At 66.7% G+C, this 19,060-nt stretch carries 20 protein-coding genes and 1 pseudogene; 6 read left to right on the plus strand and 15 right to left on the minus strand.

Annotation, left to right across the window (positions count from 1 at the left end; genetic code table 11):
- Window positions 1-5: 5 nt before the first annotated feature.
- The 6 genes from DQP58_RS06520 to DQP58_RS06545 form a co-directional block, all read right to left on the minus strand.
- On the minus strand, window positions 6-788 hold the full coding sequence (locus DQP58_RS06520) for an SDR family oxidoreductase (RefSeq protein WP_112707658.1): 783 nt from the start codon (window positions 786-788) through the stop codon (window positions 6-8).
- The gene (locus DQP58_RS06525) at window positions 785-1,912 is read right to left on the minus strand and encodes a hypothetical protein (protein ID WP_112707659.1); all 1,128 of its coding nucleotides are present in this window, start codon (window positions 1,910-1,912) and stop codon (window positions 785-787) included. The genes DQP58_RS06520 and DQP58_RS06525 overlap by 4 nt, the downstream gene beginning before the upstream one ends.
- An 88-nt stretch (window positions 1,913-2,000) precedes the next feature.
- On the minus strand, window positions 2,001-2,312 hold the full coding sequence (locus DQP58_RS06530; RefSeq protein WP_112707660.1) for a hypothetical protein: 312 nt from the start codon (window positions 2,310-2,312) through the stop codon (window positions 2,001-2,003).
- 61 nt (window positions 2,313-2,373) lie between these two features.
- Entirely contained in the window at window positions 2,374-3,429 is a 1,056-nt protein-coding gene (gene dmpG / locus DQP58_RS06535) for a 4-hydroxy-2-oxovalerate aldolase (protein WP_112707661.1), read from the minus strand.
- Window positions 3,426-4,358, minus strand: a complete 933-nt coding sequence (locus DQP58_RS06540; RefSeq protein WP_066870638.1) for an acetaldehyde dehydrogenase (acetylating) — start codon at window positions 4,356-4,358, stop codon at window positions 3,426-3,428. The genes dmpG and DQP58_RS06540 overlap by 4 nt, the downstream gene beginning before the upstream one ends.
- Window positions 4,359-4,409: 51 nt before the next feature.
- On the minus strand, window positions 4,410-5,195 hold the full coding sequence (locus tag DQP58_RS06545; protein WP_112707662.1) for a 2-keto-4-pentenoate hydratase: 786 nt from the start codon (window positions 5,193-5,195) through the stop codon (window positions 4,410-4,412).
- 72 nt (window positions 5,196-5,267) lie between these two features.
- On the opposite strand from DQP58_RS06545, the gene kstD reads away from it, so the two are divergent.
- Both kstD and DQP58_RS06555 read left to right on the plus strand, forming a co-directional pair.
- On the plus strand, window positions 5,268-6,950 hold the full coding sequence (gene kstD / locus DQP58_RS06550; RefSeq protein ID WP_112707705.1) for a 3-oxosteroid 1-dehydrogenase: 1,683 nt from the start codon (window positions 5,268-5,270) through the stop codon (window positions 6,948-6,950).
- Window position 6,951: 1 nt separating this feature from the next.
- On the plus strand, window positions 6,952-7,833 hold the full coding sequence (locus tag DQP58_RS06555; protein WP_112707663.1) for a MaoC family dehydratase: 882 nt from the start codon (window positions 6,952-6,954) through the stop codon (window positions 7,831-7,833).
- Between the two features lie 67 nt (window positions 7,834-7,900).
- Here DQP58_RS06555 and DQP58_RS06560 read toward each other — a convergent pair whose 3' ends face one another.
- From DQP58_RS06560 to DQP58_RS06590, 7 genes are all read right to left on the minus strand, one after another.
- Window positions 7,901-8,740, minus strand: a complete 840-nt coding sequence (locus DQP58_RS06560) for a hypothetical protein (protein WP_112707664.1) — start codon at window positions 8,738-8,740, stop codon at window positions 7,901-7,903.
- A 157-nt stretch (window positions 8,741-8,897) separates the two neighbouring features.
- Window positions 8,898-10,067 carry a lipid-transfer protein gene (locus DQP58_RS06565; protein ID WP_112707706.1) on the minus strand — a complete coding sequence of 390 codons (1,170 nt, stop codon included), beginning with the start codon at window positions 10,065-10,067 and terminating at the stop codon, window positions 8,898-8,900.
- Between the two features lie 12 nt (window positions 10,068-10,079).
- A complete protein-coding gene (locus DQP58_RS06570; protein WP_112707665.1) occupies window positions 10,080-10,481 on the minus strand; it encodes a MaoC family dehydratase in 402 nt (133 codons plus the stop codon).
- Entirely contained in the window at window positions 10,478-11,440 is a 963-nt protein-coding gene (locus tag DQP58_RS06575) for a bifunctional MaoC family dehydratase N-terminal/OB-fold nucleic acid binding domain-containing protein (RefSeq protein WP_112707666.1), read from the minus strand. Before DQP58_RS06575 ends, DQP58_RS06570 begins: the two co-directional genes overlap by 4 nt.
- Window positions 11,437-12,600 (minus strand): acyl-CoA dehydrogenase FadE29, encoded by a 1,164-nt coding sequence (fadE29, locus tag DQP58_RS06580; protein WP_112707667.1) that lies wholly within the window; start codon window positions 12,598-12,600, stop codon window positions 11,437-11,439. The genes DQP58_RS06575 and fadE29 overlap by 4 nt, the downstream gene beginning before the upstream one ends.
- Window positions 12,591-13,604, minus strand: coding sequence for an acyl-CoA dehydrogenase family protein (locus DQP58_RS06585; protein WP_112707668.1), 1,014 nt, complete (start codon window positions 13,602-13,604; stop codon window positions 12,591-12,593). Before DQP58_RS06585 ends, fadE29 begins: the two co-directional genes overlap by 10 nt.
- On the minus strand, window positions 13,604-14,854 hold the full coding sequence (locus tag DQP58_RS06590) for a cytochrome P450 (RefSeq protein ID WP_112707669.1): 1,251 nt from the start codon (window positions 14,852-14,854) through the stop codon (window positions 13,604-13,606). Before DQP58_RS06590 ends, DQP58_RS06585 begins: the two co-directional genes overlap by 1 nt.
- Before the next feature lie 132 nt (window positions 14,855-14,986).
- Between DQP58_RS06590 and DQP58_RS06595 the strand changes: the two genes are divergently transcribed.
- From DQP58_RS06595 to DQP58_RS06610, 4 genes and pseudogenes are all read left to right on the plus strand, one after another.
- The gene (locus DQP58_RS06595; protein WP_112707670.1) at window positions 14,987-16,150 is read left to right on the plus strand and encodes a steroid 3-ketoacyl-CoA thiolase; all 1,164 of its coding nucleotides are present in this window, start codon (window positions 14,987-14,989) and stop codon (window positions 16,148-16,150) included.
- 21 nt (window positions 16,151-16,171) lie between these two features.
- Window positions 16,172-16,564, plus strand: a complete 393-nt coding sequence (locus tag DQP58_RS06600; protein ID WP_205869358.1) for a hypothetical protein — start codon at window positions 16,172-16,174, stop codon at window positions 16,562-16,564.
- An 8-nt stretch (window positions 16,565-16,572) separates the two neighbouring features.
- The gene (locus tag DQP58_RS06605; protein ID WP_112707671.1) at window positions 16,573-17,025 is read left to right on the plus strand and encodes a nitroreductase family deazaflavin-dependent oxidoreductase; all 453 of its coding nucleotides are present in this window, start codon (window positions 16,573-16,575) and stop codon (window positions 17,023-17,025) included.
- Window positions 17,026-17,066: 41 nt separating this feature from the next.
- Window positions 17,067-17,282: pseudogene (locus DQP58_RS06610) on the plus strand (nitroreductase/quinone reductase family protein); the annotation flags it as partial.
- A gap of 23 nt (window positions 17,283-17,305) precedes the next feature.
- Here DQP58_RS06610 and DQP58_RS06615 read toward each other — a convergent pair.
- Both DQP58_RS06615 and DQP58_RS06620 read right to left on the minus strand, forming a co-directional pair.
- Window positions 17,306-18,211, minus strand: coding sequence for an SDR family oxidoreductase (locus DQP58_RS06615; RefSeq protein WP_066870674.1), 906 nt, complete (start codon window positions 18,209-18,211; stop codon window positions 17,306-17,308).
- Window positions 18,212-18,226: 15 nt separating this feature from the next.
- The gene (locus DQP58_RS06620; protein WP_112707672.1) at window positions 18,227-19,021 is read right to left on the minus strand and encodes an SDR family oxidoreductase; all 795 of its coding nucleotides are present in this window, start codon (window positions 19,019-19,021) and stop codon (window positions 18,227-18,229) included.
- Window positions 19,022-19,060 lie beyond the last annotated feature (39 nt).

The raw sequence follows: 19,060 nt of genomic DNA on the forward strand, positions 1-19,060 counted from the left end.
CGGCATTAGGTGTGGTACTCCCCGCAATTGACATCCAGTGTCTGCCCGGTGATGCCGCTGGACAGGTCGCTGGCCATGAACAGGATCGCCGAGGCAACCTCGTCCTCGGTCGGTAACCGCTTCAGGTCGGAGCCTGCGGCGGTGGCCTGGTAGATCTGCTCGGCGGTGGTGCCGTACTTGCCGGCCTGGTGGTTGAAATAGCCCTGCAGCGTCTCACCCCAGATATACCCGGGCGCAACGGAATTGACTCTGATTCCCTGCTCGCCCAGCTCGGTGGCCAGCGAATGCGACATGGACAGCAGCGCGGATTTCGCCATCTTGTACGCGCCGTACTTCGCCTGCGAGTGCCGCAGCACCATGGAGTTGACGTTGACGATCGAGCCCTTCGACTCGGCCAGCGCCGGCGTGAACCCCTGGATGAGTCGCAGCGCGCCGAGCGCGCTGAGTTCGATTGCGTCGCGGATATGCTGAAAACTGGTTCCGGAGAACGGTTTCAGCGACGGCACCCGGAACGCGTTGTTGATCAGCACGTCGACCTTGCCGTAGGCCTCCAGGGTGGCCTCGACCAGGTTGCTGACCTGGTCGTCCTCGGTGATGTCGGTGCGCACCGTCGTCGCACGGCCGCCGAGGTCGGCGATCTGCTTGGCGACGTCGTCCAGGCGTTCCGGCGTACGGGCCGCCAGCACCAGGTCGGCGCCTTCTCTCGTGCATCGGTGCGCCAGCGTCGTGCCCAGACCCGGGCCGACGCCGCTGATCACCACCACCTTGCCGTCGAGCAACTTCGTCATCCCAGCATCCTCGCCTGAATCTGTTGGTGGCGCAGCGCAATTCGCGCGCGCCAGTCGTCCTCTGAGATCTTGTTGTGGTCGTAGTACGGCAACGCGGCGGGCACCTTGTCGATGTCGACCACCTCGACGGTCGGACCGTCGGCGTCAGTGAGCTGACGTGACACCCGCTGCCAGCGGAACTGCAGGAAGCCACGCCGGTGCCCGACCGTCTCGGCCCAGTTGGTCACTCCCGGATTCTGTTCGGCAACCACGATGCGGACCTTGCCGTCCGGATCCGCCTGCGCCTGAGTGTTGTTCAGCGAGGTCTGGTGGTTGATGTAGTCCAGCGAGATGTACCACAGGCTGCCCAGCTGGAAGCCGAGGTAGGGCGCGTCGGAGACCGGGATGGTGATGACCATCGCCTGGTCCGGCCGCAGGTCGAAGTGCCCGACCGACGAGTACTGCGTCGCCAGTCCGCCCGGAGTCAGCCGCGGCGGCACCATGGTGTTGACCGGCAGGTCGAGATAAAACCACTGCGGGAATTGCAGCCAGGTCTTCACCCGCTGCACAAGCTGCTTTCCTGCTGTGGCATAACGCTTTTCGATCAGCTCGCGGGTCAACGGCGGCGGCGCGGTGCCCGCCGTGTCAAGGCGGGAGATCGCCAGCGTGCCGCGCTGGGCCGACCAGTCCCCGTACACCTCGCGGATCACCAATTGTCCGGCGCTGGTCGGTCGCACCCGCCACTCGAAGCTGCCGTCGGGCGCGATCTCGAGCTCGCGGTCGTCGAACGCGGCCTGGCTGACGGGCACGAAGTCGTCGGTGTACTCGCCGCCGAGGAGCTGGAAACTCAGGTCGGTGGTGGTTCCGCGCCTGCCGGTGACCACGTAGTCGTGGTTGGCGTGCACCCGGGTACCGAAGTAGAGGGTGTCGGGATTGTCCAGGCCCATCTTGGTGAAGGGCCCGGTACCCGACTGCAGGAAGGGATGGTCGCGGTCGTAGTCCACGGCCAGATGGATGCAGCCCGAGATACATCCGGCCAGGTACTGCAACCCTTCGAGCAGGTCGGCTTCGGTCTCGATGAACGGTGCGTCGGCCACCAACTGCTCGGCCTCTGCGATCGCAGCTGTGAGGGAATCAGAGAACACGCCTAGACGCTAGAACGTGTTCTACTTTTTCGTCAATGGCGAACGTTCCCGCGCGTCGGCCGCAGCGTTCAAAGACGACGCCGACTCACTACGGAGGGCAGGAGTGCGACAGGTCGATCAGGTGCTGGCGGACGTCGGGATGCCGGTTGAGGTAGTCGATGACGTTGCCGTTACCGCCCTCCGCCTGCGACCTGGCCTGCAGCTGCTGGTGCAGGTCCGGATGCTTTTGCAGGTACGAGTCGATCGACGCGCCCACGTCCTGATTGCATTGCGGAGCCGCGTTGGCGATGCCCGCCACGGGCAGCGCGATAACCGTTGCGGCGGTAGCGGTCATCAGCCCCCCGGCGAGCAGGCCGTACAGCCCGCGGCGACGGGCGCCGACTGTGTTGGATGTGCTCATAGCGCCAGGCTACTCGCGATAGCTATGCGGCGCCTGTGTGTGCCGTCGCCGAAGCGGCAGGTCAACGCTGGGCCGTGGCGCCGCTTTCCTGCTCGCGCTTGATCTCCAGCGCGATGTCGATCAGCTGGTCCTCCTGGCCACCGATGAGCTTGCGCTGGCCCGCGCGGTGCAGCAGCTGGTGGGCTGGCACACCGTAGCGCTCGGACTGGCGGATGGCGTGCTTGAGGAAGCTCGAGTACACCCCGGAATAGCCCATGATCAGGGCGTTGCGGTCAAGCAGGCACTCGGCGGGCATCGCCGGGGCGACCACCTCTTCGGCGGCGTCGGCGATGTCGAAGAAATCGATCCCGGTCTTCACGCCGATCTTGTCGAACACCCCGATCAGCGCCTCGACCGGCGCGTTCCCGGCACCGGCCCCGAACCGGCGGCACGAGCCGTCGATCTGCTTGGCGCCCGCCCGGACGGCCTCCACGCTGTTGGCCACCCCGAGCCCGAGGTTCTCGTGGCCGTGGAAGCCCACCTGGGCGTCGTCGCCGAGCTCGGCGACCAGCGCCGCGACCCGGTCACGCACGCCCTCGAGGACCAGCGCCCCGGCCGAATCGACCACGTAGACGCACTGGCAGCCCGCGTCGGCCATGATGCGGGCCTGTGCGGCGAGCTTCTCGGGCGAGATGGTGTGGCTCATCATCAGGAACCCGACGGTTTCCAGGCCGAGTTCGCGAGCCAGGCCGAAGTGCTGGATCGACACGTCGGCCTCGGTGCAGTGCGTGGCGATCCGGCAGATCGAGCCGCCATTGTTCTGGGCCTCTTTGATGTCTTCCTTGGTGCCGACGCCGGGCAGCATCAAAAAGGCGATCTTGGCCTCTTTGGCGGTCTCGGCCGCGAGCTTGATCAGCTCCTGCTCGGGCGTCTTGGAAAACCCGTAGTTGAAGCTCGAGCCGCCCAGCCCGTCGCCGTGCGTGACCTCGATGACGGGCACTCCCGCGGCGTCCAGGGCGGCCACGATGGCGCCGACCTCGTCCTTGGTGAACTGGTGACGCTTGTGATGTGAGCCGTCCCGCAACGACGTGTCGGTCATCCGGACGTCCCAGACCGGGTTGAAAAATATGTCGCTCATGATTGCGCTCCTCCGGCCGTCGCGCTCAAGGACTCCTTGGCGATCTCTTCGCCGACTTTCGTGGCCGCGGCGGTCATGATGTCCAGATTCCCAGCGTAAGGCGGCAGGTAGTCGCCCGCACCCTCCACTTCGACGAACGTGGTTACCAGCGCCTGGCCGCCGGAGTTGATCGACGGATCGTCGAACTGGGGCTCGTTGAGCAGCCGGTATCCCGGCACGTAGGTCTGCACCTCGGCCACCACGTCGTGGATGGACTTGGCGATCGCGTCCCGGTCGGCGTCCTCGGGAATGGCGCAGAAGATGGTGTCGCGCATGATCATCGGCGGGTCGGCCGGGTTCAAGATGATGATCGCCTTGCCGCGCTTGGCGCCACCGATCGTCTCCACGCCCCTGCTGGTCGTCTTGGTGAACTCGTCGATGTTGGCCCGGGTGCCGGGGCCGGCCGACAGCGAGGCGACCGAGGCGACGATCTCGGCATACGGCACGCCGCCGAGGTCGGCGACGGCACGCGAGACCGCGTAGACGATCGGGATGGTGGCCTGCCCGCCGCAGGTGATCATGTTGACGTTCGGCGCGTCCAGGTGCTGGCGCAGGTTGGCCGGCGGGATCACCGCGGGGCCCACCGCGGCCGGCGTCAGGTCGATGGCCCGGATGCCGGCGGCCTCGTACTTGGGGGCGGCGTCGCGGTGCACGTAGGCGCTGGTCGCCTCGAACACCAGGTCGGGCTTCTCCGGCTGCGCCAAGAGCCAGTCCACACCCTCGTGGGTGGTCTCCAGACCCAGCTTGCGGGCGCGTGCCAGGCCCTCGCTTTCCGGGTCGATGCCGACCATCCAGCGCGGTTCCAGCCAGTCCGATCGCAGCAGCTTGTAGAGCAGGTCAGTGCTGATGTTCCCCGACCCGACAATGGCCACAGTCGCCTTAGTCGGCATGATGCCCCTTTTCGAAGCTTTGAAATTTAAGTTAGACGATTTAAATCGAGCCTATTCGAACGATAGGCGGACCGAGCCGAGGCCCGCGAAGTCGGCGACGAAGTCGTCGCCCGGGTGCGCGTCGATCGCCTTCGTGCACGATCCGGGCAACACCACGTCACCGTTGCGCAGGCGGACGCCGAAGCCGTCCACCTTGCGGGCCAGCCAGGCCACCGCGGTGACCGGATTACCCAGCACCGCGTCGGTGCGGCCTTCGGCGACGACCGCACCGTTGCACCGCAACACGGCGTCGATCCCCTTGACGTCGATGTCGCGGGGTGAAACGCGCGCCTCGCCCAGCACGAAGCCGGCCGACGAGGCGTTGTCGGCGATGGTGTCGCACAGTTCGATCTTCCAGTCGGTGATCCGGGTATCGATCAGCTCGATGGACGGGACCAACGCTTCGGTGGCGGCCAGCACGTCGTCCTCGGTGCAGCCGGCTCCCGGCAGGTCGGCGTTCAGGATGAAACCGACCTCGACCTCGACCCGGGGGTAGAGGTAGCGGTTCGCCTTGACCGGGGTGTCCTCGAACAGCTGCATCTCGTCGAGCAGGTGCCCGTAGTCCGGCTCGTCGACGCCCATCATCTGCTGGATCGCCTTCGACGAGAGCCCCACCTTGTGGCCGAGCACCCGGGCCCCCTCGGCGACCCGCTGGCGGATGTTGATCAGCTGAATCTCGTAGGCGTCGACGACGTCGATCTCCGGATAGGCGGCGGTCAACGGGGCGATCGGCTCGCCGCTCCGCTCGGCTTGTGCCAAGTCGGCAGCTAGCTCGTCGCGCGTGGCAACACTGAGCATTTTTCCAAGTCTCCTCGTACGGTCGACCGGGCCAGTAGCGGCCGCCCCGGGCAATTCTATAACGTGTTCTACATGTCAGCGCAGGAGTACGACGTCGTCGTGGTCGGGAGCGGCGGGGCCGGCATGGTGGCCGCCCTTACCGCCGCTCACCGGGGTCTTTCCACCATAGTCATCGAAAAGGCCCCGCACTTCGGCGGTTCGACCGCACGCTCGGGCGGCGGTGTTTGGATCCCAAATAACGAAGTCCTCAAGCGTGACGGGGTCCGCGATACCGCCGAGGCCGCCCGCACCTATCTGCACGGGATCGTCGGCAACGTCGTGGAGCCCGAACGCATCGACACCTACCTCGAGCGCGGCCCGGAAATGCTGTCGTTTGTGCTCAAGCACACACCGCTGAGAATGTGCTGGGTGCCGAAGTACTCCGACTACTACCCCGAGTCGCCCGGCGGCCGCGCCGAGGGCCGATCGATCGAGCCGAAGCCGTTCGACGCCCGCAAGCTCGGCGCCGACGAAGCCGGCCTGGAGCCGGCGTACGGCAAGGTCCCACTGAACGTGGTCGTGATGCAACAGGATTACGTGCGGCTGAACCAGCTCAAGCGCCACCCGCGCGGCGTGTTGCGCAGCCTGAAGGTCGGGGCGCGCACCATGTGGGCCAAGGCGACCGGCAAGAACCTCGTCGGCATGGGCCGGGCGTTGATCGGGCCGTTGCGGATCGGGTTGCAGCGGGCCGGGGTCCCGGTCGTGCTCAACACCGCGCTCACCGACCTCTACGTCGAGGACGGCGTGGTGCGCGGCGTCTACGTCCGCGAAGCCGGCGAGGCCGAATCGGGTGAGCCCCGGCTGATCCGGGCCCGGCGCGGGGTGATCCTGGCGTCGGGCGGGTTCGAGCACAACGAACAGATGCGGGTGAAATATCAGCGTGCACCGATCACCACCGAGTGGACCGTCGGTGCGGTGGCCAACACCGGTGACGGCATCCTGGCCGGCGAAAAGCTCGGCGCCGCACTGGATCTCATGGAGGACGCCTGGTGGGGACCGACCGTTCCGCTGGTGGGCGCGCCATGGTTCGCGTTGTCCGAGCGCAATTCGCCGGGCTCGATCATCGTCAACATGTCGGGCAAGCGGTTCATGAACGAATCGATGCCCTACGTCGAAGCCTGCCATCACATGTACGGCGGTGAATACGGTCAGGGGCCCGGACCGGGCGAGAACATTCCCGCTTGGCTGGTGTTCGACCAGCAGTACCGGGACCGCTACATCTTTGCGGGATTGCAGCCCGGACAACGCATTCCGCGCAAGTGGCTGGAGTCCGGCGTCATCATCCAGGCCGATACGCTGGGGGAGCTGGCGCAGAAGGCCGGTCTTCCGGTGAACGAATTCACCGCGACCGTGGAACGTTTCAACGGGTTCGCGCGCTCCGGCGTCGACGAGGACTACCAGCGCGGCGAGAGCGCCTACGACCGGTATTACGGCGACCCGACCAATAAGCCCAACCCCAACCTCGGGGAGATCACGCACGCACCGTACTACGCGGCCAAGATGGTGCCCGGCGACCTGGGCACCAAGGGCGGTATCCGCACCGACGTCCACGGGCGGGCGCTGCGCGACGACGGCAGTATCATCGAAGGCCTTTACGCCGCAGGTAATGTCAGCGCCCCGGTGATGGGCCACACGTATCCCGGTCCGGGCGGCACCATCGGTCCGGCCATGACGTTCGGCTACCTGGCGGCATTGCACATAGCGGGAGAGAACTGACATGCCCATCGACGTAGACGTCGCGCTGAACGCCGAGCTGGACCCCATCGAATTCTCCTGGGCCAGCAGCGATGTGCAGCTTTATCACCTCGGGTTGGGCGCGGGCGCCGATCCGATGGACCCGCGTGAGCTGCGCTACCTGGTCGACGACACCCCGCAGGTGCTGCCGACGTTCGGCAACGTGGCCGCCACCTTCCATGCCACGAAGCCGCCGACCGTCAAGTTCCCCGGCATCGACATCGAGCTGAGCAAGGTGCTGCACGCCAGCGAACGGGTCGAGGCGCCGGCTCCGCTGCCGCCATCGGGCTCGGCGAAGGCCGTCACCCGGTTCACCGACATCTGGGACAAGGGCAAGGCCGCGGTGATCTGGAGCGAGACGACGGTGACCGCCCCTGACGGCACGGTGTTGTGGACGCAGCGGCGGTCGATCTTCGCCCGCGGTGAGGGCGGATTCGGCGGCGAGCGCGGGCCTTCAGGCGGCGGGTCGTCGGACGGCGTGCCGGACCGGGCCCCCGATCTCGAGGTCGACGTGCCGATTCTGCCGCAGCAGGCGCTGCTCTACCGGCTGTGCGGCGACCGCAACCCGCTGCACTCGGACCCCGAATTCGCCGCTGCCGCAGGCTTTTCCCAGCCCATCCTGCACGGGTTGTGCACCTACGGCATGACCTGCAAGGCAATCACCGATGCGCTGCTCGACGGCGATGCCGGGGCGGTCGCGGCCTACGGCGCGCGTTTCGCCGGGGTGGCTTTCCCCGGCGAGACGCTCAAGGTCGGCATCTGGAAGGACTCGACGTCTTCCGAAGGCCGCTTCCTGGCCACCGTTGTCGCGCCCTCGCGCGACAACGCCGTCGTGCTGTCGGGCGTCGAACTGGTTCCTGCGTAGGGGTTATTCGCGCTTTGCGCCGAGCGTGAAGTTAGTTTCACGTTCGGCCGCGAGCGTGAAGGTAGTTTCACGCTCGGCGGGCGCGAGCCGCACGCACCCGGCGGATGATGTCGGCCGGCCTGTCGCTCGCGAGCACCCTCACTACGATCCAGCCGAGACGCTCGATGGTCTCCAATCGCCGGACATCCCAGGTGTACTGCCGGCGATTGACGCGGTGCTGCTCGCCGTCGTACTCAACCGCCACTTTGAGCTGCTCCCAGCCCATGTCCAAATACGCGATCGCACTCCCCAATTCGTCGAGCACGGGAATCTGGGTTTGCGGCCGCGGCAGGCCGGCCTCGATCAGCACCAGGCGAAGCCACGACTCCTTCGGCGACTGCGCGCCGCTGTCGAATAGCGCTATGGCCTTCCGCGCCTGCACGATGCCTCGACGGCGCGAGTACCTTTCCGCGAGCAGCTCGACGTCGGCCGCCTTGATCCCCGTCGCGCGAGCCAATGCGTCGATGCCCGCAACCGCCGCCGTCGTCGAATACCAGCAACCGATATCGAGAGCTGTCCTAGCCGCCGAGGTCAGCGGGATCTCTCCAATGACGATTATTTCGTCGTCCTCGATACGGTCTGCGTGCGCTCTGATTCCAGCCTGGAAGTGGCGGTTGTCGTGGATGAGGTCCACCGCCGTCAACCTGTCGACCCAGTTACTCCCGTGTAGCGCCGCGGCGGCGAACCCGGCGACCACGCCCCTGCGCCCGGACCACAACCAGCCAGCCCTCGCTCGTAGCGCGGCAGTGACATCCGCATCCCGATTGACGTAAACGTCTCGGAACAGCCGGAGATAGCCAGTGCAGAGTTGTCCTCTGGTCAATACACCTCGAGCAACGGCCTCACTGCCCAGGAACGGCTCACCCACGACGGCAGCGTGGCACGTGTCATTGCCGGCGTCACTTCACTAATCGACTGTGAAGTTAGTTTCACGGTCGGCAGTGAGCGTGAAACTAACTTCACAGTCGGCGAGAAGACGCCGGGCGCTCGGCGGCACGGGGCGCGGTGCGCGCCGGACGTGGCCCCTAGCCCAGGATCAGGCCCGACGTGGGGACGCCGGTTCCGGCGGTGACGAGGACGTGCTCGACGTCGGGCACCGGGTTCACCGAGGTGCCCCGCAGTTGGCGCACACCCTCGGCGATGCCGTTCATGCCGTGGATGTAGGCCTCGCCCAGTTGACCGCCATGGGTGTTGATCGGAAGCCGCCCCCCGATCTCGATGGCACCGTCGGCGATGAAGTCCTTAGCCTCGCCCTTGCCGCAGAATCCCAACTCTTCCAACTGAATCAGCGTGAACGGCGTGAAGTGGTCGTAGAGCACGGCGGTCTGGATATCGGTCGGCTTCAGGCCCGACTGCCGCCAGAGCTGCTGGCCCACCACCCCCATCTCGGGCAGGCCGAGCTCGGGCCGGTAGTAGCTGACCATCGTGTACTGGTCGGGGCTAGATCCCTGCGCCGCCGCCTCGATGACCGCCGGCCGTTGCTTGAGATCCTTCGCGCGCTCCGGCGACGTCACCACGATCGCCACCGCCCCGTCGGTCTCCTGGCAGCAGTCCAGCAGCCGCAGCGGCTCGGCGATCCACCGCGAATTCTGGTGTTCCTCAATGGTTATCGGCTTCTCGTAGAAGTACGCCTTCGGGTTCTTGGCCGCATGCTTGCGGTCGGCCACCGAGATCGCACCGAAGTCCCGGCTGCTGGCACCGGACAGATGCATGTAGCGCTGGGCGATCATGGCGACCTGCGCGGCCGGCGTCGACAGCCCGTGCGGGTAGGAGAACGAATTGTCCGCGGCCGTCGAATCAGCCTGCACCCCGGCGTTTCCCACCAGCCGGGTCTGCACCTGACCGAATCGCATGCCCGAACGCTCGTTGAACGCCCGGTACGCGACGACGACGTCCGCCACGCCGGTGGCCACCGCGAGAGCCGCCTGTTGAACGGTCGCGCACGCGGCACCGCCGCCATATCCGATCTGCGAGAAGAACTTCAGGTCACCGATGCCGACCGCGCGCGCGACGGCCGTCTCGTTGTTGGTGTCCATCGTGAAGGTGGTCAGCCCGTCGACGTCGGACGGACTCAGCCCGGCGTCGTCCAACGCATCCAGCACCGCCTCGGCGGCCAGCCGCAGCTCACTGCGGCCGGAGTCCTTGGAGAAGTCCGTGGCGCCGATGCCGACGATCGCGGCTCGGCCGTTCAACAAGCCCGCTGACATTTAGACGCCCCCGATCGTCAGCGTCACGTTCGCGATGACGTGATCGCCAAGGCTGTTGCGGCCGAACACCTTCAGCGTGATCAGGCCGTCGTCGACGGCGGTCACCTCGCCGGAGAAGGTGACGGTGTCGTAGGCGTACCACGGCACACCGAGCCGCAGGCCGATCGACTTGATCACCGCCGTCGGGCCCGCCCAGTCGGTGACGTAGCGCTGCACCAGCCCGGTGTCGGTGAGGATGTTGACGAAGATGTCCTTGGACCCCTTGGCCTGCGCCAGGTCCCGGTCGTGGTGCACGTCCTGAAAGTCCCTGGTGGCCAGGGCCGTCGAGATGATGAAGGTCGGCGTTCCATGCAGCTTGAGTTCGGGTAGGGTGGTGCCCACTTCAACAACCGGTGCGCTCATGCTTCGTCTCCCACCGGCTCCCAAGCGTAGAGGCTCCACTCCGGGCCGGATTCACCGGCCGGGAAGTCGATATAGGTTGCGCGGACCGGCATTCCGATCTTGATCTCGGCATGATCGACGTTGCGCAGCTCGCCGAGCATCCGAACGCCCTCCTCCAGTTCGACCAGGGCGATCACGAACGGCAGCGTGCGACCGGGCACCTTCGGGGCGTGGTGCACCACGTAACTGAACACCGTGCCGCGACCGCTGGCGACCGCGAAGTCGATCGGCTCGGCCTTGTCCTGCCACACCGCCGGCACCGGTGGGTGCTGCAGGGTGCCATCGGGGAGGCGCTGGATACGCAGCTCGTGCGCCCTGACGCCCTCCCAGAAAAAGGCGGTGTCGCGTGACACCGCCGGACGCATCATCGCTTCGGCGTCCAGGTCCTCAGGCACCGACGCGGTCGCGCCGGAATCCTCGCGGGGCCTGAATTTCAGTATCCGCCAAGCCATCTCGGCGACGTCCTCGTCACCGACCCGCCAGGTGATGTGTTGGTTGATGAACCAGCCCTCGCCGAGCCCGGTCTGCTTGGGGCCCACCACGTCGCGCATCTCGGAGACGACGGTGACCTGCTCGCCGGGACGCAGGTACCGGTGGTAGGTCTGCTCACAGTTGGTGGCCACCACCCCGATGTAGCCGGCCTCATCGAACAGCCGCATGATCGGGCCCATGGGGTCGTCGGTCGGGCGTTCCCCGCCCAGGCCGAACATCGTCCACACCTGAATCATGGCCGGCGGGGCGACAATTCCGGGATGACCGGCGGCCTTGGCGGCGGCCTCGTCGACGTAGATCGGGTTGCGGTCCCCGAGCGCCTCGACCCAGTTGTTGATCGTCGGCTGGTTCACCGGATCCCGGGCCTCGCGCGGGGCAGCGACGACGGTGGCGGTGATCTTTGCGACCGCTTCCTTGATGTCGGTCATCGAGGCACCCTCGGCACCTTGAGTCCGGCCGCGGCGATCATCTCGCGCATCACTTCGTTCACGCCGCCGCCGAAGGTGATGACGAGGTTGCGCTTGGTCTGGGAGTCCAGCCACTTCAGCAGGTCGGCGGTGTCCGAATCGGCGGGGTTGCCGTACTTGCCGACGATCTCCTCGGCGAGCCGGCCGATGTATTGAATCTTCTCGGTCCCAAAGACTTTCGTCGACGCGGCGTCGGCCACGTTGATGTCCTCACCGGCGGCGGCCACCTGCCAGTTCAGCAGCTCGTTGATCCGCCACATCGCATGGATCTCACCCAGCGCCCGCCTGACGTCCTGGTGATCGATCGGCGTGACGCCGTCGCTGCCCGGTTTGGACGCCCAGGCGTGCACCCGGTCGTAGATGCCGGCGGTGCGGCCCGCCGGGCCCAGCATGACGCGCTCGTTGTTGAGCTGGGTGGTGATCAGCCGCCATCCGCCGTTCTCCTCGCCGACCAGCATGTCAGCGGGCACCCGCACGTCGTTGTAGTAGGTGGCGTTGGTGTGGTGGGCGCCGTCGGACAGGATGATCGGCGTCCAGGAGTAGCCGGGATCCTTGGTGTCGACGATCAGGATTGAAATCCCCTTGTGCTTCACGGCTTCCGGGTCGGTGCGGCAGGCCAACCAGATGTAGTCGGCGTCGTGCGCGCCGGTGGTGAAGATCTTCTGCCCGTTGACGATGTACTCGTCGCCCTGGCGAACCGCAGTGGTGCGCAGCGAGGCCAGGTCGGTGCCGGCCTCGGGCTCGGTGTAGCCGATCGCGAAGTGAACCTCGCCGGCCAGGATGGCAGGCAGGAACTTCTTCTTCTGCTCCTCGCTGCCGAACTGCTGCAGCACCGGGCCGACCGTCTGCAGCGTCACCGCGGGCAGCGGCACGTCGGCGCGGTGCGCCTCGTTGACGAAGATCGACTGCTCGATCGGGCCGAAGCCCAAGCCGCCGAACTCCTTTGGCCAGCCGACACCGAGCTTGCCGTCGCGGCCCATCCGCCGGATCACCGCGCGATAAGCCTCGTTGTGCCGGTCCTGCTCCATCGCCTTCATCTCGTCGGAAGAGATCAGGTTGGAAAAGTATTCCCGCAGTTCCGCTTGCAGCTGACGCTGCTCCGGAGTCAGGTCTATGAACATTGCGCTCCCACCAGATCGAGACGATGAGAAGAACCGCCCAGCAGCCGGGACAGGTCCTTGATCGTGGAGTAGTACCGGTGCATGGGATAAGTGATGTCCATTCCCATCCCGCCGTGCAGGTGATGGCAGAGCTGCATCACCGGCGGCGCCTGCGAGGTGATCCAGTAGCCCAGGACGTCCAAGTCGTTGTCGGCATCGCGGCCCTCGGACAGCCGCCAGGCGACCGACTTCGCCACCAGATCGATGGTGCGCGAGGCGATGTAGACCTCGGCGAGCTGGGCGGCCACGGTCTGGAACGTCGAGAGCGGCTTGCCGAACTGCTTGCGGTTGGCCACATAGTCGGCGGTCAGCCGCAGCGCCCCGGCCACCAGCCCATCGGCATAGGCGCCGATGGCGGCCAGCACCAACTGGTTGACCCGGGAAGCCGTCGCGCCGGCCAACACGTCGGAGTCTTCGACCGCGACGTCGGCGAACGTGACGGTGTACTCCTCGGAGCCGTTGGAGGTGGGGGTCTGGACCACCTCGACGCCGTTGGCCTTCGGCGACACCACGACCACCGCACTGTCGGCGGTCACGATGATCCAATCCGCTTGTCCCGCATAGCCGACGGCGACCTTGGTGCCCGACAGGCGGCCGCCCGCGAACGTGGCCGACGGCCGGTCCGGCAGCGCGGTACCCGGCTCGTTGAGCGCGGCGGTCAGCACCCCACCCTTGGCGACTCCGGCCAGAAACCGGTCCTGTTGTTCGTCGGAGGCCAGATCGAGCAGCGGCAGCACGCCGAAACCCAGTGTGGCCAGGGCCGGCGTGATGGCGCCGTGGCGACCGATCTCGGTCAGCACGGTGGCGACCTCGGGCAGACCCACCCCGTCGCCGCCGAGACGCTCGGGCACCGCGAGGGCCGTCACACCGCCGTTGACCAAAGCGTCCCAGCTCAATTCGCGCTCGAACACCGACGTGACGACATCGGCGACGGCCTGTTGCGTCGCGGTGAGGTCGAAGTCCATCAGGACGTCACCGCGGGCTTGCCGGCGTAGTCGACCTGCCAGTGCTTGATGCCGTTGAGCCAGCCCGACCGCAGGCGCTCGGGCTCGCCGATCGGCTTGAGGTCCGGCATGTGATCGGCGACCGCGTTGAAGATCAGATTGATCGTCATGCGGGCCAGGTTCGCCCCGATGCAGTAGTGGGCGCCGGTGCCACCGAAGCCGACGTGCGGGTTCGGGTCACGCAGGATGTTGAAGGTGTGCGGGTCTTCGAAGACCTCTTCGTCGAAATTGGCGGACCGGTAGGACATCACCACCCGCTGACCCTTCTTGATCTGCACACCGGCCAGCTCGGTGTCCTCGTTGGCGGTGCGCTGGAACGCCGACACCGGGGTCGCCCACCGGATGATCTCGTCGGCCGTGGTCGACGGGCGGTCCTTCTTGAACAGCTCCCACTGATCGGGGTTGTCCGCCATCGCGATCATGCCGTGGGTGATCGAGTTACGCGTCGTCTCGTTGCCCGCAACCGCCAGCATGACCACGAAGAAGCCGAACTCGTCGTCGGAGAGCTTCTCGCCGTCGATGTCGGCCTGGATCAGCGTGGTGACGATGTCGTCGGTGGGGTTCTGATTGCGCTCCGCGGCCATCGCCATCGCGTAGGTGATCAGCTCCATCGATGACTGCGCGGGGTCGACGTGGGCGTACTCGGGGTCGGTGCCACCGGTCATCTCGTTGGACCAGCGGAACAGCTTGTCGCGATCCTCCTGGGGAACGCCGAGCAGGCCCGCGATCGCCTGCAGGGGCAGCTCGCACGAGACCTGTTCGACGAAGTCGCCGCTGCCCTCTTTGGCGGCGGTCGCGGCGATATTCTGGGCGCGCTCGGCCAGTTCGGCTTCCAGCCGCCCGATGGCCCGCGGGGTGAACCCGCGGGAGATGATCTTGCGCAGCCGGGTGTGGTGCGGCGCGTCCATGTTGAGCATGACGCTGCGCTGCAGCTCGACCTGCTCGCGCTTCATCTCCGGCGGCCAGGTCGGGATGGCGCCGTTCATCCAGCTAGAGAAGACGTCGCTGCGCTTCGACACCTCCTTGACGTCGGCGTGCTTGGTCACGAGCCAGTAGCCGTGGTCCTCGAACCCGCCCGCGCCATTCGGGATGTCGACCCAGTGGATCGGCTCGGCCTTGCGAAGCTGGGCGAGTTCCTCGACGGGCAGCCCGGCGAGGTTGACGTCGGGGTCGAGAAAGTCGAAGTCGGCGGGAATGTTGGGGGGTGCCATGTAGAGTGCGCTCCTTTTACAACACTAATTGCAACGTGTTCTAGTGCCAGTAAAACACGCCTCCTGCGCAGATAAAAGGCAGGTCACCATCCTCGCTTGTCAGAGTAATGAAACGTGTTCTAGCCTGACGGAATGGGTAACCCTGTCATCGTTGAAGCCACTCGTAGCCCCATCGGCAAGCGGAACGGCTGGCTGTCCGGTTTGCACGCCACCGAGTTGCTGGGTGCGGTGCAGAAGGCTCTCGTCGAGAAGGCCGGCATCGACGCCGGCGACGTCGAACAGATCGTCGGCGGCTGCGTCACACAGTACGGCGAGCAGTCCAACAACATCACCCGGGTCAGCTGGCTCGTCGCCGGGTTGCCCGAACACGTCGGCGCGATGACCGTGGACTGTCAGTGCGGCAGCGGTCAGCAGGCCAACGGCGTGGTCGCCGGCCTCATCGCGGCGGGCGCCATCGACATCGGCATCGCGTGTGGGATCGAGGCCATGAGCCGCGTCGGGCTCGGCGCGAACGCGGGTCCGGACCGGACCATCCTGCGTCCGTCGTCGTGGGATATCGATCTGCCCGACCAGTTCACTGCCGCCGAGCGGATCGCCAAGCGGCGCGGCATCACCCGTGAGGACATCGACGAGTTCGGGTTGGCCTCCCAGACCAAGGCCAAGCAAGCCTGGGAGGAAGGCCGATTCGACCGCGAGATCTCCCCGATCGAGGCCCCGGCGCTCGACGAGAACAAGCAACCGACATCCGAGCGCGTCACCATCAGCCGCGATCAGGGCCTGCGCGACACCACGCTGTCGGGCCTGAGTGCGCTGAAGCCGGTGCTCGAGGGCGGAATCCACACGGCGGGAACGTCGTCGCAGATCTCCGACGGCGCGGCGGCCGTGCTGTGGATGGACGAGGACAAGGCCAAGGCGCTGGGCCTGCGGCCGCGGGCCCGCATCGTCAGCCAGGCCCTGGTCGGCGCCGAGCCGTACTACCACCTGGACGGGCCGGTGCAGTCGACGGCGAAGGTGCTGGAGAAGGCCGGGATGAAGATGGGCGACATCGACATCACGGAAATCAACGAGGCTTTCGCGTCGGTGGTGCTGTCGTGGGCGCGGGTGCACGACCCGGACATGGCGAAGGTCAACGTCAACGGCGGCGCCATCGCGCTGGGCCACCCGGTCGGCAGCACCGGCAGCCGGTTGATCACCACCGCGCTGCACGAGCTGGAGCGCACCGACCAGACCACCGCGCTGATCACCATGTGCGCTGGTGGCGCCCTGTCGACCGGCACCATCATCGAGCGCATCTAGCGCTCGGTGAGTTTCCCGCACCTGGTGAGCATCTCCGACGAGCGCCGCATCGCCGCGGCGCAGTCCTACATCGACGCGCTGGTCAACCATGACGGTGACGCCGTTCCGTTTGCGCCCGGGTGCACCCGCGTCGAGCAGGGCATCAAGAACGGTTTCTCCGGAAATCATTTGCGGCGCAGCCTCAATCGCGGCCTGCAGTACCGGTTGCTCACGCAGACGACGCCCTCGGATTACCGCGTCGACGGCGACCGGGTGCACGCGTCCTACCAGGTGCTGACCAAGGCGGGCATCGGTGGCCGGCGCCTGGCCGCACGCGTCGACGAGACCTTTGTGATTCCGGCCGAAAGCGCAAGCGGGAAAGCCGAAATCCACCACATCAAGGTTCGCTTCCACCCCTTTATCCAAAGCCGTTAAGGACCGTCATGCCGAAACCGAAGCCACGCGCCCTGAACTCGCCGTGGGTCAGCTTCATCATCAAGTGGATGGCCAAGAGCAACGCGTGGATCTACAAGCGCAGCAACGGAAAATACGGCAACACCTTCGGCAAGGCTCCGGTCGCGCTGCTCACCACCACGGGCCGCAAGAGCGGCCAACCCCGGGTGAGCCCGCTGCTCTACCTGCGGGAGGGTGACCGGGTGATATTGGTCGCCTCCAAGGGAGGCAGCGACAAACACCCGCAGTGGTATCTGAACCTCAAGGCCAATCCCAAAGTCTCCGTGCAGATCAAGGACGAGGTGCTGCAGTTGCAGGCCCGCGATGCCACCGAGGCGGAACGCGCCGAGTACTGGCCCAAGCTGGACGCCATGTACCCGTCGTTCGACGACTACCGGGCGTGGACCGATCGGGTCATCCCGGTGGTGATCTGCGACCCCTGACGTTTCCCGTGGGCCCGGGCGGGGGAATCATCCCGGGCGACATGTCCGACCGCCACTGGATTCGCAACTCGCGCCCGATTGCGCTGCTGCTCAAGTATTTCGCGCGCGCCCACATCCGGGTGTACCGCCGCACCGACGGCAAGATCTGCGCGAAACTGTTGCGGTTTCCGGCGGCGCTGCTGACCACGACCGGACGCAAGTCCGACCAGCCGCGGACCACCGCGACGCTCTACCTGCGCGACGGCGGCCGGGTCATCCCGCTCGTGGTGTGCGAACCCCGCTAGGCGCCGTAGACGGGGACGGGACGGCGCGCCTTGGCGAGCAGGTCGGCCACGACGCGGCCCAGCTCCGCGGGATCCCACCGCGCGCCTTTGTCGATCTCCGGTCCGTGGGCCCAACCCTCGGCGACGCGGATCTTGCCGCCCTCGACCTCGAAGACCTTGCCGCTGACGTCGCGGGCTTCGGCGCTGCCCAACCAGACCACCAGCGGTGCGATGTTTTCCGGCGCCATCGCGTCGAAATCCTGGTCCTGCGTTGCCATCATCTCGGCGAACACGGTCTCGGTCATCCGGGTGCGCGCCGACGGCGCGATGGCGTTGACCGTGACGCCGTAACGCCCCATCTCGGCGGCGCCGACCAACGTCAACGCCGCGATGCCCGCCTTGGCGGCGCTGTAGTTGGCCTGCCCGACGCTGCCCTGCAGGCCGGCACCCGAACTGGTGTTGATGATCCGGGCGTCAACGGTTTTGCCCTCTTTGGACAGCCCGCGCCAGTACGCCCCGGCGTGCCGCATGGTGGCGAAGTGCCCCTTGAGGTGCACGGCGATGACGGCGTCGAACTCCTCTTCGCTGGTGTTCGCCAGCATCCGGTCGCGAACGATGCCGGCGTTGTTCACCAAAACGTCCAGGCCGCCGAAGGTTTCGACCGCGGTCTGGATCAGGCCGGCCGCCTGGTCCCAATCGGCGATGTTGGATCCGTCGGCGACGGCTTCACCGCCGGCCGCGGTGATCTCGTCCACGACGCTCTGGGCGGCGCTGCCGCCGCCGGCCGGCGAACCGTCCAGGCCCACCCCGATGTCGTTGACCACCACGCGCGCGCCTTCCTCGGCGAACGCCAGCGCATGCGCGCGACCGATGCCGCCGCCCGCACCAGTGACGATGACGACGCGGCCGTCAACCACTCCCATATTTCCGTCTCTCCTTTACTTGATCGCGCTGGCATTCGTGCTGGCCAGATAGTGCGGCGGCTCGCCGCCGCCGTGCACCTCCAACGAGGCACCGCTGATGTAGGACGCCGCATCGGAGGCCAGAAACGCCGCGGCCCAACCGATGTCGGCGGGCTGGGCCAGCCGGCCGAGCGGCACATTCTTCGAGATCGCGGCGATGGACTCGGCGTCGCCGTAGAACAATTCGGACTGCTCGGTCTCCACCATGCCGACCACACAGGCATTCACCCGGACCTTCGGGCCCCACTCCACGGCCAGCGTCTGCGTGAGGCTCTCCAGTCCCGCCTTGGCCGCGCCGTAGGCCCCGGTCCCCGGGGACGGCCGGCGCCCGGACAGACTGCAGATGTTGATGATCGACCCGCCGTGGCGCTGGCCCTGCATGTGCGCGTTCGCGTGCTGCGAAACCGACAGCCCACCAATGAGATTGAGTTCGATGATCTTGCGGTTGAACTTGGCGCTGGACTCCGCGGTCAACACGAAGGGCGATCCCCCGGCGTTGTTGACGACCACGTCGAGCCGCCCGTGCCGGTCCACGATGGCATCGATCAACTTCTTGACGGCGTCGTCGTCGCGGATATCGCAGGGGTGGAACTCATAGGGCAGCCCCTCGACCGCGCGGCGCGCGCAGGTGACGACGGTGGCACCCTGCCCGGCGAACACCGAACTGATCCCGGCCCCCACCCCGCGCACGCCGCCGGTGACGAGAACCACCCGCCCGGCCAGCCCCAAGTTGATGGCGTCAAAAGGGGGGCATGCTTCGGCGCGAGTCACTGTGCTAGCGTACCAAGCAAGTGCTTGCTTAGGTAGTTA

Source organism: Mycobacterium colombiense (assembly GCF_003284975.1).
Taxonomy (GTDB): domain Bacteria; phylum Actinomycetota; class Actinomycetes; order Mycobacteriales; family Mycobacteriaceae; genus Mycobacterium; species Mycobacterium europaeum_A.

Bases quoted from the DNA above. Each gene is read 5' to 3' on its own strand.
- DQP58_RS06520 (WP_112707658.1), bottom strand. From the start codon at position 788: ATGACGAAGTTGCTCGACGGCAAGGTGGTGGTGATCAGCGGCGTCGGC.
- DQP58_RS06530 (WP_112707660.1), bottom strand. From the start codon at position 2,312: ATGAGCACATCCAACACAGTCGGCGCCCGTCGCCGCGGGCTGTACGGC.
- dmpG (WP_112707661.1), bottom strand. From the start codon at position 3,429: ATGAGCGACATATTTTTCAACCCGGTCTGGGACGTCCGGATGACCGAC.
- DQP58_RS06540 (WP_066870638.1), bottom strand. From the start codon at position 4,358: ATGCCGACTAAGGCGACTGTGGCCATTGTCGGGTCGGGGAACATCAGC.
- DQP58_RS06545 (WP_112707662.1), bottom strand. From the start codon at position 5,195: ATGCTCAGTGTTGCCACGCGCGACGAGCTAGCTGCCGACTTGGCACAA.
- kstD (WP_112707705.1), top strand. From the start codon at position 5,268: ATGTCAGCGCAGGAGTACGACGTCGTCGTGGTCGGGAGCGGCGGGGCC.
- DQP58_RS06555 (WP_112707663.1), top strand. From the start codon at position 6,952: ATGCCCATCGACGTAGACGTCGCGCTGAACGCCGAGCTGGACCCCATC.
- DQP58_RS06570 (WP_112707665.1), bottom strand. From the start codon at position 10,481: ATGAGCGCACCGGTTGTTGAAGTGGGCACCACCCTACCCGAACTCAAG.
- DQP58_RS06575 (WP_112707666.1), bottom strand. From the start codon at position 11,440: ATGACCGACATCAAGGAAGCGGTCGCAAAGATCACCGCCACCGTCGTC.
- fadE29 (WP_112707667.1), bottom strand. From the start codon at position 12,600: ATGTTCATAGACCTGACTCCGGAGCAGCGTCAGCTGCAAGCGGAACTG.
- DQP58_RS06585 (WP_112707668.1), bottom strand. From the start codon at position 13,604: ATGGACTTCGACCTCACCGCGACGCAACAGGCCGTCGCCGATGTCGTC.
- DQP58_RS06590 (WP_112707669.1), bottom strand. From the start codon at position 14,854: ATGGCACCCCCCAACATTCCCGCCGACTTCGACTTTCTCGACCCCGAC.
- DQP58_RS06595 (WP_112707670.1), top strand. From the start codon at position 14,987: ATGGGTAACCCTGTCATCGTTGAAGCCACTCGTAGCCCCATCGGCAAG.
- DQP58_RS06605 (WP_112707671.1), top strand. From the start codon at position 16,573: ATGCCGAAACCGAAGCCACGCGCCCTGAACTCGCCGTGGGTCAGCTTC.
- DQP58_RS06615 (WP_066870674.1), bottom strand. From the start codon at position 18,211: ATGGGAGTGGTTGACGGCCGCGTCGTCATCGTCACTGGTGCGGGCGGC.